Below are 14,090 nucleotides of genomic sequence, written 5' to 3'. Positions count from 1 at the left end.
CACTGGCTTGAGACTGGCTTCAATGTTGCCGGGTAGGCTGAAGGCCTTGGGTTCACCGTTGCATTTCTTAACGATATTGGCCAAAGGGGTCGGTTAGGATGGTGTCGCTTGTCAACGAACGTTAAAACTTCTCAGGTCTGCATTTGCCATTATGACGGAAGCGGTTAGCAACTTTGAAGCCCCCCCCATGAGCCGGCGGGTTTTTCTGAATGCCCTGCTCAGTGGCTCGGTGGGAGTGGTGGTGGTGGGCGCCCTCTACCCGGTGGTGAAGTATTTTATTCCGCCCTCGTCCGGGGGAGGGGGTGAGGGCCTCATCGCTCAGGACGCCCTCGGCAAGCCCATCAGCGTCAGTGAACTGTTGGCCACCCATGCCGCCACGGATCGGGTGCTGGCCCAAGGCTTAAAGGGGGATCCCACCTATATCGTGATCGACAACGGGGCGGTGGCCAATTACGGCCTCAATGCTGTTTGCACCCACCTCGGCTGTGTGGTGCCCTGGAATGTGGGAGAAAACTTGTTTAAGTGCCCTTGCCACGGATCCCAGTACGCGGCCAACGGCAAGGTGATCCGGGGGCCGGCTCCCCGCTCGCTGGAGCTGGTGAGCGCCACAGTGGATGGCGACAACGTTCGCTTCAGCCCCTGGCAAGGCCCCGATTTCCGCGAGGCCTAGCTGAAGGAGCAAGGGATCCCGACAGCTCTACGGCGGCAATTGGGTTCAACTGTTAACTGAGGTTAACTGAATTCCCGGTCGTGCCAGCGGGATGGAGTCCTTTTAAAACGGTGAGTCAGGATCCCGATGGCGAGGTGAGCCGCTTGTGGTTAGGTCAGCTTCTGCCGAGCGAGGTGGGGCGAATGATCGAGATCGCTCTTCCTCAATTGTGTTCCAAAACTGTGATTGCAATCCATTCTGAGCTGAACTTATGAAGCGAATTTGCTTAGCCGTGTGTGCGCTGCTGCTGTTTCTGGGGATGGGATCCCGTCCGGCGGCAGCCTACCCTTATTACGCCCAGATGGCCTACGACAACCCCCGCGAGGCCACCGGAAAAATTGTCTGCGCCAACTGCCACCTGAACGCCATGCCCGCCCGTGCCGAAGTGCCGCAGGCGGTTACCCCTGGCCAGGTGTTCACCATCAAGGTCGGGATCCCTTATGACCTGAGCAAACAGCAGGTGCTGGGGGATGGCAGCAAAGGCGGGCTGAATGTGGGTGCTGTGGTGGTGTTGCCGGAGGGCTTCCGTTTGGCTACCGAAGAGGAGATGACCGAGGAACAGCGGCAGGAAACCGCCGAGACCTACATCACCCCCTACAGCGACGAGAAGCCCAATATCCTTCTGGTGGGCCCTTTGCCCGGCGAGCAACACCAGGAAATCGTCTTCCCGGTGGTAGCGCCTGACCCGAAAGAGGATTCCTCGGTGGCCTTCATGAAATATCGGGTCTATGTCGGCGCCAACCGCGGTCGTGGCCAGATCAACCCCGACGGCAGCCTCAGCAACAACAACGTCTTCCGCGCTCCCGCCACCGGTCGCCTGGCCAGCATTGCCACCGTCGAGTCGGATCTCAGCGACCTGCCAGCTGAGCTGGCTGCCCTAGTGCCGCCCGAATACGAGTTGCCGGGCACGCGGGTGCTCAGTTTCGAGACCGAAAACGGGATCCAAAACTTGGTAGTGCCGCCGGGGCCGGAGTTGGTGGTTAACGTGGGCGACAGCGTCCAAGAGGGGGATCCGGTCACCAACAACCCCAACGTGGGCGGCTTTGGCCAAGCAGAGCGGGATCTGGTGTTGCAAAGCCCGGATCGGGTGAAATGGCTGGTGGCCTTCCTGGCAGCGGTGGCCATCACCCAGCTCCTGCTGGTGCTCAAGAAAAAGCAAGTGGAACTCATTCAGGCGGCAGAACTTTTGGGCTAGCCCAACCGTTCCAATACTTTTTCCACCACCCCGGAACCAGCCGGGGTGCTTTTTTCTAGGGGATCCGCAGCTCTCCCACAATCACCAACACCGCTTGGCCGGCAATCTCCACACGAGGGCCGAGATCGCGGCACCACAGCTCGCCTCCCCGCGTCGAGAGCTGGCGGGCTTTGAGCTCAGCCCGGCCCAGGCGCCTCGACCAATAGGGCATCAAAAGACACTGGGCAGATCCCGTCACCGGATCCTCCACGATCCCCAACTGGGGGGCGAAAACGCGGCAGACGAAATCCGGCCCATCCTTCAGATCCTCCCCAGAGGCGGTGACGATCAAGCCGGAAACGGGGAGCGCCTGAACCTGGGCCCAATCCGGCTGCACCTGCTGCACCTGCTGGGCCGAAGCCAGCACCGCCATACCCATGCCTCCGCGGCACAGATCTACAGGTGGGATCCCCAAAGCCGCTGCCACCTGCTCTTGCGCTTCCGGCCAGGGCTGGGGAGCCTGGGCGGGAAAATCCATCGCCAGCCGCTCCCCCTGCCGCCGCACCGACAACCGGCCACTGCGGGTGGAAAAGGCCACCTCCTGAGCTTCCGGGTGCACCTCGGTCAAGAGCACATAGGCACCGGCCAAGGTGGCATGGCCACAGAGATCCACTTCCGTCGTCGGAGTAAACCAGCGCAGCCCATAGTGGGGAACAGCGCCCAGGGATCCCTGGGGCAGCAAAAAAGCCGTCTCCGACAAATTGTTCTCCGCCGCAATCGCTTGCATCAAAGCTGCCGGCAGCTCCTGGGGCAGCAAACACACCGCCGCCGGGTTGCCCCCAAAAGGCACCGCCGTAAAGGCATCTACTTGAAAAAACGGGATCCGCACCTGCTTGCTCCACCCCCCTCAGGCCATGATCCCACAACAGGCCCAGAAGTAGAGAGATCCGTACCCAACCGTACCTGCCCAAAAGCGGGATCCCGCCCACAGGGGCTATTGTCAGGCCAGAAAGTTGGCTGATAAACTAGCACTCGTAAGTCGAGAGTGCTAAAACCTCGATTTGCACAAGCTTAAGGTCTCGACTCATAAGTTAAACCCTTCAGCTTCGTGCTTTCGGATCACGGAGGAAAATTGTCATGGCTGCAGTAGCTCTGAACGTCTCTACCCTGAAGCCGCTGGGCGACCGCGTGCTGGTCAAGATTGCCCAGCAGGACGAAAAAACGGCGGGTGGCATCTTTTTGCCCGATACCGCCAAAGAAAAACCCCAAGTGGGGGAAGTGGTCGCAGTTGGGCCTGGCAAGCGCAATGACGAGGGCAAATTGATCCCGATGGAACTGAAGGCCGGCGATAAAGTGCTCTACTCCAAGTACGCCGGCACAGAAGTGAAGCTGGGCAGCGATGAATATGTGCTGCTGGCCGAGCGGGACATTCTCGCCATTGTTCAGTAATTCATCAGTGCTTCGGTAGCAACTCAACTGCAATTCAGCAGTCGAGCCGTTGAGTCTTTGTTTCACCCTTACCGGCGTTTGTACGTCAGAGGTTAACTATGGCCAAATCGATCATTTTCAGCGAAGACGCTCGTCGCGCCCTTGAGCACGGCATGGATGTATTGGCAGAAGCAGTAGCCGTTACTCTTGGCCCCAAAGGGCGCAACGTTGTACTGGAGAAAAAATTTGGCGCGCCCCAAATCATCAACGATGGGGTAACCATCGCCAAAGAAATCGAGCTGGAAGACCACATTGAAAACACCGGCGTCTCCCTGATCCGTCAGGCGGCTTCCAAGACCAACGACACGGCTGGTGACGGCACCACCACCGCCACCGTCTTGGCCCATGCCATGGTTAAAGAAGGGCTGAAAAACGTAGCCGCCGGCGCCAACCCGATTGCCCTCAAGCGCGGCATTGACAAGGCGGTGAGGTTCCTGGTGGACAAAATTGCCGAACATGCCCGCCCAGTGGAAGACTCCAAAGCCATTGCCCAAGTAGCGTCCATTTCCGCCGGCAACGATGAGGAAGTGGGCCGCATGATTGCCGAGGCCATGGACAAAGTGGGCCGCGAAGGGGTGATCTCCCTGGAAGAAGGCAAGTCCATGACCACCGAGCTGGAAGTGACGGAGGGGATGCGCTTTGACAAAGGCTACATCTCTCCCTACTTCGTCACCGACACGGAGCGGATGGAGGCGGTTCTGGAAAACCCCTACATCCTGATTACCGATAAGAAAATCACCCTGGTGCAAGACCTGGTGCCGGTTCTGGAGCAAGTGGCCCGCGCCGGTCGTCCGCTGCTGATCATCGCCGAAGACATCGAGAAAGAAGCCCTGGCCACCCTGGTGGTAAACAAGCTGCGGGGCGTGCTGAGCGTGGTAGCGGTGAAAGCGCCTGGCTTTGGGGATCGCCGCAAGGCCATGCTGGAAGACATCGCCATCCTCACCGGCGGTGAAGTCATCAGCGAAGAACGCGGCCTGAAGCTGGAGAACGCCCGTCTTGACTCCTTCGGCTCGGCCCGTCGCGTCACGGTAACCAAAGACCACACCACCATCGTGGCGGAAGGCAACGAAGCGGCTGTCAAAGCCCGCTGCGAGCAAATCCGTCGCCAAATTGAAGAAACCGATTCCACCTACGACAAAGAAAAACTGCAGGAGCGCCTGGCCAAGCTCTCCGGCGGTGTGGCGGTGATCAAAGTGGGCGCGGCCACCGAAACCGAGATGAAGGATCGCAAGCTGCGCCTGGAGGACGCCATCAACGCCACCAAAGCGGCGGTGGAAGAAGGGATCGTCCCGGGCGGCGGCACTACCCTGGCGCACCTGATGCCGGTGGTCACCGAGTGGGCGCAGGCCAACCTGTCCGGCGATGAACTGGTGGGGGCCAACCTGGTTGCCCGTGCGCTGGGCGCTCCGCTGCGCCGCATTGCCGAGAATGCTGGTCAGAACGGCTCGATCGTGCTGGAGCGGGTGAAAGAGAAACCCTTCACGGTGGGTTACGATGCCCAGAACGACGCCTATGTGGACATGTTTGAAGCGGGTATCGTTGACCCGGCCAAAGTGACCCGTTCTGCTCTGCAAAACGCTGCCTCGATTGCCAGCATGGTGCTCACCACCGAAGCGATCGTGGTGGACAAGCCCGAGCCCAAAACCAACACGCCGGCCAGCAGCGGCAGCGGCATGGGTGACTACGACTACTAATCCTCTGGCGAGGGCAGGGTGAGGTTTCTCCACTCATCAGAAAACCTACTGCCTCGCCGGTTCGTAGTCCACTGCCCTGAATAGGATAGATCTTTCGGGATCCCCCTTAGCGGGATCCCTTCTTAGGTTTTGAGGTGGATGTTAGAGGACGGTTCCAAATTGGATAGAGGCCGTGCGAGGGCGCTACTGGCAGTCGAACAGCGAGGGAACCCTACTCCCCCCTCCCTGAGGGAGAGGGGCTGGGGGTGAGGGATCCTCCCTCAGGGAGAGGGGCTGGGGGTGAGGGAATCCTCGATCGAGCGTGTGGAAAAGGGGAAAGCGGTATGGCTCGGTTAATCTGTATTGGCCTAGACCTGGCCTGGTCAAACCGCAACCCCTCTGGGGTGGCGACGTTGCAGGTCGAAATGGGGGATGCCAAAGCCCAGAACCTGACGGGCCGCCTGCTGGACAGTCGCATCCTGCAGACCGACCCGGAAATTGTGGACTACATCCAAGCCCAAGCCGGAGGGGATCCCTGCCTGGTGGCGGTGGACGCCCCCTTGCGCGTCCCCAACCTCAGCGGCCAGCGGCGGGCCGAAGCCGAGTTGAACCGAGTATTTCGCGCCTACGCCGCCGGCGCCCACCCGGCCAACCGCCGGCTCTTAGAAAAAAACGGCCAAGTGCGAGGGGAAGCCCTGGTGCAAGCCCTCTCCCGCCATGGCTTTCGGGAGCAGGCCAGCATCGAGCGGGGATCCTTGGCCCGCCAGATCACCGAAGTCTTCCCCCACAGCGCCATGGTGAGCCTCTTCGGCCTCCGCCGCACCCTGAAATACAAGGCCCGCCCTCGACGCAGTTGGCCGGAACGGGAACAAGCTTGGCAACTTTACCGGCAGCACCTGCGCTCCCTGACCAACGCCGACCCTGCCCTGCGCGGCCACGAAACCCTGCTCCAGGTGGAGGTGGGATCCCTTAGGGGCCGCCAACTCAAAAACTACGAAGACCAAATCGATGCCCTGATGTGCGCCTACATCGCCCTCTACGGCTTTCGCTGGGGATCCGAGCGCTGCCACAGCTTCGGCAGCCTGCAAGAAGGACACATCTTCACGCCCCTGCCCATCTCAAAGGGCTGATAGGCCGCCGAACCCCTGAACAAGAGAGCAAAAGCCGACAGCTCAGGGCCGTTCCACCAAACGGGTTGAGCCGGATTGGGCAGCGACCCATCCCCCCGGAGCCCCATCTCGCTCGACGCGCAACCAGACGGGCACCTGTCCTTCGCCGGCTTGCACTTCTACCACCCGCAGCAGAGCTTGGCGGGGGGCTGTCCCGACAATGGCTCCCCTCAGGCTGGGCTGCTGGCGGATGTTGATGCCATCGTTGGAGATCACCCGCACCTGTTGGACTCCTTGCCACTCGGCCAGAGGGCCGGTGGGCTCAGGTTCAGGAGTGGGCTCTGCCTGATCAGGACGGCTGAGGGCAACCGGCGGCTGCTCAACTTGCACCTGGGGCTGCTCCAGCGGTGGCGCCGGCGGTGGCGTGAACAGGCCCCGCAGCATTTGCCAGATGATCAGCAGGGAGAGGATGCCGACACCAACCACCCCGGCCAAACGAATGCCGGCGGGAAGGGCAGGGCGCTCACTCCGGCCACGGCGGGATCCCAGGCGGCTGCGGCGGTAACGTTCCCCATCCTGCAAACCTGGGTTCTGAGCAGGGAGCCCCTCAAAGGACTCCGTCCCGCTGGCGGGATCCGCAAGGGCAGAGACACCCGGCCTAGGGGTGCCCCGGTAAGAGGGCAAATCCGAGAGGCGCGGGGGTTCGGGCATGGTTCCTCCCCCTTGCAAGGGGGAGGGTGGGCGAGGCCATTCTTGAGTCTGCTCAAGCAGTCGCGGGCCACCCACCATAGCCGGCAAATGAGGGGGGGGATAGGGGGCTCGCGGAGATAGCATCCCTGCCGGCGGGTCTTCGCGGCTGGGCATCTCGTCCAGGTAGGCTTGGACTTGGGGGTTGTCGAAGTAGGCTTGCAAAGTCGCTTGGGCAGTTTCCAGGCCACGAAACTCTGGGAACACCTCCTCTTGAAACCACCTTTCTGTGAAGCGGCACAGACCCGGCAGATGGTCGGGGGAGCCGGCGGAGTGTTCTTCGATAAACTGCAAGGCCTCTGCTTCTTGGGTGGAGCGCAGATGTTCGAGCGCCTCTTCGGTTTGTCCCAGCAAGAGACTGCAGATGGCCTGCTCCAGATGCACATCCTGTCGTTGCGCCAAGCGAACCAGGTAACCGCGGGCACGCCGCACCAGGGCCGGACGATTTTCCAGATACCCTGCTGCCAGCAATACCTGCACGGCCAAGTAGGCGGCCACCATCGAGGGACGCTCAGCCTCCCGCTCAAACAACTCCTGCTGTTCTTTGAGGGTGAGGTGGCGACGTACCCGCTGGATGAAGCGCAGGAAATCCTCGGTGCTGAGGCCAGAGCCATCTTGACCCATCCCCTCGATGCCGCCCCGTTCGTCCAGCATGGCTTTGAGGAGAGCCAGTCCCTGCTGTCGCTCCCCGTTCGCATCGGCAGCCTCTTGGCCAGTTCGGGAGAAAACATTGGCCTCGTGGCTGAGGAGTTGCAAAATGCGGTAAGGGCGCAGCTTGCCCAGATCAAGGCGGAACTCTGCTTGCATCTGCGGAAAGGCCTGGTACTCCTCCAGCTCGGCCAGGCCCGCCTGCAAAGAACGCGCCGCCTCTTCGTAGGATCCCTGCTGCCAGGCTTCCCGGCCCAGCTCCAAACGGGCGATGGCCCGCGCCAAAATGGCATCGGAACGGGCAGGGTGGCCCTGCCCCAACATCTGTTGAGCCAAATCCAAAGCCGCTTGGTAGTCTCCGGCTTCGCAATACAAACACAGCACGCCTGGCAAGAGGGTCTCTTCCACCGTCAGGGTGGGATCCGCCGGCATGAGGTGTTCGTCGTAGTTTCGTCGCGCCTCTGGGTTAAGCAACACCGAGGCTGCCTCTTGGATAAGCTGAGCGCGAGCTGCCACGGCCTGCGGCGAAAACCCCAGCAGCCAAGAGCGCTCGCCCGGTTTGGGATCGAGCCGCTCCCGGTAGGCCTGCTCGATCTGATGCTCGTCCGCCCGTGGCGACAGCATCAAAACTCGGTAGTAGTCGAGGGGCACTCGCACCGTCATGGCTGTTGTCGGCTCTCCTAATCGCGTTGGATCCCTGAACCCGCCTCGACTTAACTGTAGTCTTTTCCTCAGCAAAAGGGATCCCCTCTTGCTTAGAACCTACCAGTCCCAGCTCCCCGGCTCCCCCTTGAAGGGGCCTACGACCTTGGAGGTAATCCAGCCGCCGTAGAAATCTCCCGGCTGGGGCCGAACTCGCTCTCCATCCACCCGGCACTCCTGCACGCGGCCCGCATAAAAAGCAAGGTAGTCGCGGATGGGCCAAAACTCTGGGCTGGGATCCGAATAGCTCCAGGCGGCATCCACGGCCACTTGGGAGCCGACCTGGATCGTCCAGTAGCGGGCAGTTCCTTTGAACTCGCAGAAGGAGGTGCGGGCGCTGGGGCGGAGATACTCCAGCCGCACGTCGCTGGGGGGAATGTAGTAGGTGGGCGGGTGGCTGGTTTCCAGGATACGGTAGCAGCGGCAGCTGTGGGCGATGAGCTCGCCGTTGAAGAGCACTTCCACCCGCTCGGCGGTGGGCTCCAAGCGGGGCGGGCGCGGGTAGTCCCAGACGGATTCTTGTCCGGGCCGGGGCGGGATGGGCTGGGGGCGCATGGGCAGTCTCCAAAGCAGGATCTGACAGCACCTAAAGCAGACGGCTGGCCTCTACCAGTTTGGCGTACTGCACCAGCAGCAGAGACTGTTGCTCCGGCAACACCTGAATCACCCCCTGCTGCTGCAGACGGCCCAGCACCGCCGCCGCTGCCTCTCGGCTGACCTGGCTGATATCGGCCAAATCCTGGAGGGGAGGGTAAACAATGCGCATTCCCTGGGCGGTCTTCTCGCCAAAGGCCTCTGCCAGTTGCACCAGCGCATGTACCACCCGCAGCGGGGGGCTTTGTCGATCCAGATCGGCCTGCAAATTGGCCAGGCGCAAGCGGCGGGAGAGGCTGCGGGCTAGCTGGTAACACAGGTGCGGCTCCTGCAGCATCAGCGCCTTGAAGGTGGCCGCCGGGATCCCGACAGCCCGCACCGGGGTCAGGGCCAGCACATCCCGCGAGCGGGGGGCCTCGTCCAGTACCGCCATTTCCCCCACCCAAGCGCCCGGCCCGAGCAAAGCCAAGGTTTGGGCGCTGCTTTGTATCCCTTCTGTTGTGCCGATCCGCACAGGCCGCCGCACCTTGGCCCAGCCAGAGAGGATCAGATAAACCACACTGCCCCAGGCATCCTGCATCAAGAGCGCTTGTCCTGCCGCAATATCCCGCAGCTTCACCTGGGATCCCAGCCATTGCAAGGACGCTGCCGAAAGTTCCGCCAGCGTCGGCACCACCTTGAGCTCGGAGAGGAGGGCAGCAGAGACATCAGGAGTCATGCCGGAGGGAGGTTGACCGTACCGCAAGCCCACTGTAGCCCAGCCGCCGGCTCAAGGGCTATCCTGCAGAGGGTTCTCGCACCGCCCTGCCCCCTTGAGCCAAGATCGGGAGAGGGAACCTAACTTCCCCCGTTGCGTCAGGAAACAGAGGTTCTGCTTGGGAGGGGATCCCTCCGTCGTTCAATAACCTATGGATGCCTATGGATGCTGCCCTCAGCGACATCACTGGCCAGCGCTGGTCGGTCTCGGTGAAGAACGTGCCTGCGCGGCCCGAAAAGCTCGCTGATGGGGATCTGGTGCTGCTCTGTCAGCAGGGATCCCAGCCCCACCGCGAGGCCTTTGCTGAGCTGATGCGTCGTCACCAGGCCCATGTGGACAAGGTGCTCTACCACCTCGCCCCGGACTGGCCCGACCGGCACGACCTGGCCCAGGAAGTCTGGATCCGGGCCTACCGCCACCTAAAGCGGCTGCAGGAGCCGGCGAAATTTCGCAGTTGGTTGGGGCGGATTGCCACCAACCTGTTCTATGACGAGCTGCGCAGGCGCAAGCGGCAGCAGCAGCCTCTTTCTTTGGATGCGCCGATTGCAATGCGAGACAGTGAGATGGAATGGGAGCTGCCCAGCGAGAGCCCCAGCCCCCATGAGCACCTCACCACCTGCGAGTTTTACGAGCAGTTGCACCAGGCCGTCCGCGACCTGCCTCAGGTTTTTCGCCAGACAATCCTGCTGCGGGAAATTCAGGGGATGGCCTACGAGGAAATTGCCGAGATCACAGGCGTGTCTTTGGGCACCGTTAAGTCTCGCATTGCCCGCGCCCGCGCCCGCTTACAATCCACCCTAAAACCCTACCTCAACGGTGAATGACCATGGTTCGCCGCAACCGCAACCCCGATCCCAGGGATTCCCAGCAGGAGATGCCGCTGGTGGAGGAGCGCTTTGAACAGTTGAGCGCCTACCTGGATGGGGAGTTGTCCTCTCAAGAAGCGCGGCAGGTGGAAGACTGGCTGGCCAGGGATCCCCAAGCGCGGCAACTGTACAGCCAACTGGCAGCCTTGCAGGCCGGTTTGGCCAATCTCAAGGCCCCAACTTTGGATCCCATCCAGACAGAGCTGCTGATCAGCCACGTGTTCGAGGAGCTGGACCAAAGGCCGGCGCTCGATCTGGGCTGGCGGTGGCGCAGGGGCACCCCTTGGGGACGGGTGGCAGCCGCTGTGGTGGCCTTGGCGGGAGCCGGCTGGGCGGGATGGCGTTGGTCGCATCCTCAGCCCTTGGTATCGCTAGAAAATCCGCCGGTGCGGGTGGCCATCGTGCCTGCCTCTGCTCGCGTTGCCCAGCACTACCTATTCGAGCCGGGGCAAAAACAAGATGCCTACTCGATTTTGTTTGAGACAACGCCGAACCTCGAAGCCGAGGGGGACTGGGAATGATGCTGAGCAGGCTTGAGAAAGATTGAGGAGTGGAGGGTGGAAAAAGCCGTTCGCAGAGCTTGCGGTCTGGCGGTTTGCCTTTGGCTATGCAGTCTGGGATCCCTGCCAGCCCAGGCTGACCCCAGTGGCAGCCATTTTGCAGCGCCGCAGGACTCACGTCCCTATCCCAATGCCCTGGAGCCCACCAACCTGCCCTCACCGGGATCCCGTCTCACTCCCACCCCCGCCCAAAACCAACCGACCTCTCCCGGGATAGAGCTATCGCCTTTTCCCGATTTCCCCCTCCTTAAGGAGTTGGATCCACCCTCACCAACCTTGGCCGACTTGGGCATCCATTGGGATCACCTGGCCCTGCTGCCGGATCCCGAGCTGGCAGAAGCAATGGATAGGGAGTTCAACCGCCGCCTGGCCCGCCTGAACCGGCAGATTGCCAACCAACAAGAGCGCCTCTACCGCCTGTTGCAAGACTGGGACTCTGACGAGGCCGATATCCGTCAAATTCAGGCCCAACTGAGCCAGTTGCGCACAGAACGGGATCGCCTGGCGCTGGAGCACCTGTTGCTGCTGCGGCAGTTGCAGGAGAACTTTGCCCTGCCTCTACCGGGCCGCTCTGCCGCCAGCTCTCCCTGAGGTGGGAGCAGGTTATGATCGGCAGAGGGCAACCACTGACGGAGCTGAGCAATGGCCCAAGTGCCCAGCAACCCGGAGATCGAGCAATTGGCCGCTGCCATTGGCGAGGAAGTTTACATCGATGTGGCCCGGTGGCACCTCTACCTGCGGGATGCCCACCTGCATACCGTTTTGGCAGAGCGACTGGCTCCCCAGGTGATGGCAGGCAAGGTGGATGAGAATGCCGTTACAGAGATCCTGCAAGGGATCCCGGTGAAAGTGGGGGGCGGGCGCAAAGAGCTGCCCCTGGCGGATCTGCTGCCCATGCAAAGCCTGCTGAACTTACTGGATGTGCTGGAGGAGTTCAGCCGCAAATGGGCTCAGTAGAGGGGGAGAAAGCATTGCAGCATCAGCTCAATCGGTTCAAGCAGTCTAGGCGATCGCTGCCTCCAGCCGGCACCTGGCTCAGGGCCGCTGGTTTTGTCCTGCTGCTGGGGCTGTTGTCGGCCTGTCAGGGAACCGAGTGGGGAGAACGGCTGCAACGAGCGGTGCGACCGGTGAGCCTGCCTACCTTCCCCTCTGGAGACCAACCGGAGACGCCCACGCCTCTGCCGGGATCCCGCTCCTCCTCTACCTCTGTCCCCTCTGCTCCTGCGACTCCCCCTGCTTCCTTCACGCCTCCGCCCAGCCAGGTCAGCAGCCGCTTTGCGGATCTGGAGCCCGGATCCCTGGTGGCCCGTGCTGTCTCTGATTTGGATCGGCTGGGGGTCTTTGCCGATGTTGTTGGCAGTGAGTTTCAGCCGCAGCGCAGCGTTCGTCGCGGCGAATTTGCCCGCTGGTTGGTGCTGGCCAACAACGCCATTCACGCCGACCAGCCCAGCCGCCAAATCCGTTTGGGATCCGCCAGCGAGCGCCCCCTCTTTTTGGATGTGCCGGAGGAGGATCCCAACTTTCGCTACATCCAGGCCCTGGGAGCTGCCGGCATCGTTAGCGGAGACGCCAACCGCGAGTTTCGCCCCAACAGCCTGCTGTCGCGGGCAGAGCTGATCCGCATGAAGGCACCTCTGGATTTGCCTCCCGGCCAAATCAAGGGATCCCGATTAGAGCTGGAGGAGCGTTGGGGCTTTACCGATGCGGCGCAGATCCCTGAGGAGGCGGTTGCCCCCCTGGTGGCGGATCGCGGCCTGGAGAATGCTTCCACCGTGTTGCGCACCTTCGGCCCCATCCGCACCTTTAACCCCTTTGAGCCGGTCAGCCGCGGGGAAGCGGCAATTGCCCTGTCGGCCTTTGGAGAGCGGACGACTCAAGAAGCTGCCTTGCCAACCGCAACTCCCGCAGCCAAGCCCCTCGATCTTGAGCCTTCTCCCCCTGCTGCCGAACCAGACCCGACCCCTTCCCCCGCTCCCACCCCTGAGGGCGAACCCTCTCCCGGCGCTGCTAGCAACCCTGAGCCATCCCCACCACTCAGGATCCCAGCAGTTGCTCCAGGGGCAGGGGAAATCGTTACGCCGCGCCAGCCTCAACCCTGAATTAGAGGGATCCCAAGCTGCGGGAGCAGAGAGGTCTAAAGCGCTGGCGCTCATTGCAAAGATCCAACCGCTCAAGGGGGAGCCAGGATCCCCGCGACTCTTGTTGTAGAAGGCGGGAAAGGATCTGTTGCCGCTCTCTACGTCGTTATTGCTACGCAACGCTGTCGCGAACGCGCTACTATCCCCAACTCCCCTCTCCCCTTGGGAGATGGGGTGGTCGCGTTAGCGGCGCGGAGCGCTTGGGAAGTGTCTCGCTCTAGTTTGCAATTAAATAAAATGGGAGAAGCCAGGAAAATCGACAGGGATCCCGTCTGTGTCTGCAACCATTCCCGAAATTCGCTCTGAAGAGCTGCTGCGCTACACCGTGATTGGGTCGCGGCGGCCCAGCGTCTACTTTTGGGCGGTGGCGCTGACAGGGGGTGGGCTGGGCTTTACCCTGGCCGGTCTTTCCAGCTATTTCCACCGCAACTTGCTTCCCTTTTCCGATCCCGCCAGCCTGGTGTTCATTCCCCAGGGCATTGCCATGCTCTTTTACGGTGTGCTCGGATCCCTGGCGGGGCTGTATCAATGGCTGAGCCTGTACTGGAACCTGGGAGGCGGCTACAACGAGTTCGACCGCCGCACCCAGAAGATAACCCTGGTGCGGCAGGGCTTTCCGGGCAAAAACCGCGAGGTGCGGCTGGAATACGACTTTGCCGAGGTGCAAAGCCTGCGGGTCGAGCTGCGAGAAGGCCTCAACCCCCGCCGAGTTATCTACTTGCGGGTGAAAGGACGCGGCGACATCCCCCTCACCGGCGTTGGCCAGCCCCCTCCCCTGGCCGAGATCGAAAACCAAGCAGCCGAGATCGCCCGCTTTCTCAATGTCAGCCTAGAGGGTATTTGAAATTCTCTTGGATTGTGGACGGCTGCTGGTCAGGGATCCCAGGAATTGAGATAGCCCAGAAACCGGCTCAACAACATCGGG

The 14,090-nt window shown here is 61.8% G+C and carries 15 protein-coding genes; 11 read left to right on the top strand and 4 right to left on the bottom strand.

Translation table 11 applies throughout. From position 1 onward, the window contains the following. The first annotated feature begins 151 nt into the window (after positions 1-151). On the top strand, positions 152-670 hold the full coding sequence (locus tag NW858_RS11200) for a cytochrome b6-f complex iron-sulfur subunit (RefSeq protein ID WP_414333394.1): 519 nt from the start codon (positions 152-154) through the stop codon (positions 668-670). 250 nt (positions 671-920) lie between these two features. Continuing rightward, the gene (locus tag NW858_RS11195; protein WP_414520511.1) at positions 921-1,904 is read left to right on the top strand and encodes an apocytochrome f; all 984 of its coding nucleotides are present in this window, start codon (positions 921-923) and stop codon (positions 1,902-1,904) included. Between the two features lie 55 nt (positions 1,905-1,959). Here NW858_RS11195 and NW858_RS11190 read toward each other — a convergent pair whose 3' ends face one another. After that, the gene (locus tag NW858_RS11190) at positions 1,960-2,772 is read right to left on the bottom strand and encodes a PhzF family phenazine biosynthesis protein (protein WP_414348662.1); all 813 of its coding nucleotides are present in this window, start codon (positions 2,770-2,772) and stop codon (positions 1,960-1,962) included. Positions 2,773-3,020: 248 nt separating this feature from the next. On the opposite strand from NW858_RS11190, the gene groES reads away from it, so the two are divergent. The 3 genes from groES (at position 3,021) to NW858_RS11175 (ending at position 6,174) form a co-directional block, all read left to right on the top strand. Continuing rightward, complete coding sequence (gene groES, locus NW858_RS11185) at positions 3,021-3,332, top strand: co-chaperone GroES (RefSeq protein ID WP_011433225.1); 312 nt, start codon at positions 3,021-3,023, stop codon at positions 3,330-3,332. Positions 3,333-3,430: 98 nt separating this feature from the next. Then, entirely contained in the window at positions 3,431-5,065 is a 1,635-nt protein-coding gene (groL, locus tag NW858_RS11180) for a chaperonin GroEL (protein WP_414520510.1), read from the top strand. Positions 5,066-5,388: 323 nt separating this feature from the next. Beyond that, a complete protein-coding gene (locus tag NW858_RS11175) occupies positions 5,389-6,174 on the top strand; it encodes a DUF429 domain-containing protein (RefSeq protein WP_414367833.1) in 786 nt (261 codons plus the stop codon). A 42-nt stretch (positions 6,175-6,216) separates the two neighbouring features. On the opposite strand, the gene NW858_RS11170 is transcribed toward NW858_RS11175, so the two are convergent. The 3 genes from NW858_RS11170 to NW858_RS11160 all read right to left on the bottom strand — a co-directional run bounded on the left by NW858_RS11170 (position 6,217) and on the right by NW858_RS11160 (position 9,589). Then, positions 6,217-8,211 carry an SH3 domain-containing protein gene (locus NW858_RS11170; protein ID WP_414367832.1) on the bottom strand — a complete coding sequence of 665 codons (1,995 nt, stop codon included), beginning with the start codon at positions 8,209-8,211 and terminating at the stop codon, positions 6,217-6,219. Between the two features lie 99 nt (positions 8,212-8,310). Continuing rightward, a complete protein-coding gene (locus NW858_RS11165; RefSeq protein WP_414333382.1) occupies positions 8,311-8,805 on the bottom strand; it encodes a DUF427 domain-containing protein in 495 nt (164 codons plus the stop codon). Between the two features lie 31 nt (positions 8,806-8,836). Then, positions 8,837-9,589, bottom strand: a complete 753-nt coding sequence (locus NW858_RS11160; RefSeq protein WP_414520509.1) for a Crp/Fnr family transcriptional regulator — start codon at positions 9,587-9,589, stop codon at positions 8,837-8,839. A 173-nt stretch (positions 9,590-9,762) separates the two neighbouring features. Between NW858_RS11160 and NW858_RS11155 the strand changes: the two genes are divergently transcribed. The 6 genes from NW858_RS11155 (at position 9,763) to NW858_RS11130 (ending at position 14,009) form a co-directional block, all read left to right on the top strand. Beyond that, positions 9,763-10,425 (top strand): sigma-70 family RNA polymerase sigma factor, encoded by a 663-nt coding sequence (locus NW858_RS11155; protein ID WP_414333379.1) that lies wholly within the window; start codon positions 9,763-9,765, stop codon positions 10,423-10,425. Positions 10,426-10,427: 2 nt separating this feature from the next. Then, positions 10,428-10,988 (top strand): anti-sigma factor family protein, encoded by a 561-nt coding sequence (locus NW858_RS11150; protein WP_414520508.1) that lies wholly within the window; start codon positions 10,428-10,430, stop codon positions 10,986-10,988. 36 nt (positions 10,989-11,024) lie between these two features. Further along, positions 11,025-11,618, top strand: coding sequence for a hypothetical protein (locus NW858_RS11145; protein WP_414347695.1), 594 nt, complete (start codon positions 11,025-11,027; stop codon positions 11,616-11,618). Positions 11,619-11,669: 51 nt separating this feature from the next. After that, the gene (locus NW858_RS11140) at positions 11,670-11,984 is read left to right on the top strand and encodes a DUF3181 family protein (protein ID WP_414520507.1); all 315 of its coding nucleotides are present in this window, start codon (positions 11,670-11,672) and stop codon (positions 11,982-11,984) included. After that, positions 11,972-13,126 (top strand): S-layer homology domain-containing protein, encoded by a 1,155-nt coding sequence (locus NW858_RS11135; RefSeq protein ID WP_414520506.1) that lies wholly within the window; start codon positions 11,972-11,974, stop codon positions 13,124-13,126. Before NW858_RS11140 ends, NW858_RS11135 begins: the two co-directional genes overlap by 13 nt. 313 nt (positions 13,127-13,439) lie before the next feature. Then, positions 13,440-14,009, top strand: coding sequence for a photosystem I assembly protein Ycf4 (locus NW858_RS11130; protein WP_414520505.1), 570 nt, complete (start codon positions 13,440-13,442; stop codon positions 14,007-14,009). Positions 14,010-14,090: the final 81 nt, after the last annotated feature.

The organism is Synechococcus sp. H55.10, from assembly GCF_047502715.1.
GTDB lineage: Bacteria > Cyanobacteriota > Cyanobacteriia > Thermostichales > Thermostichaceae > Thermostichus.
The sequence above is the reverse complement of the archived record's forward strand: the minus strand, read 5'-3'. Positions and strand labels throughout refer to the sequence as shown.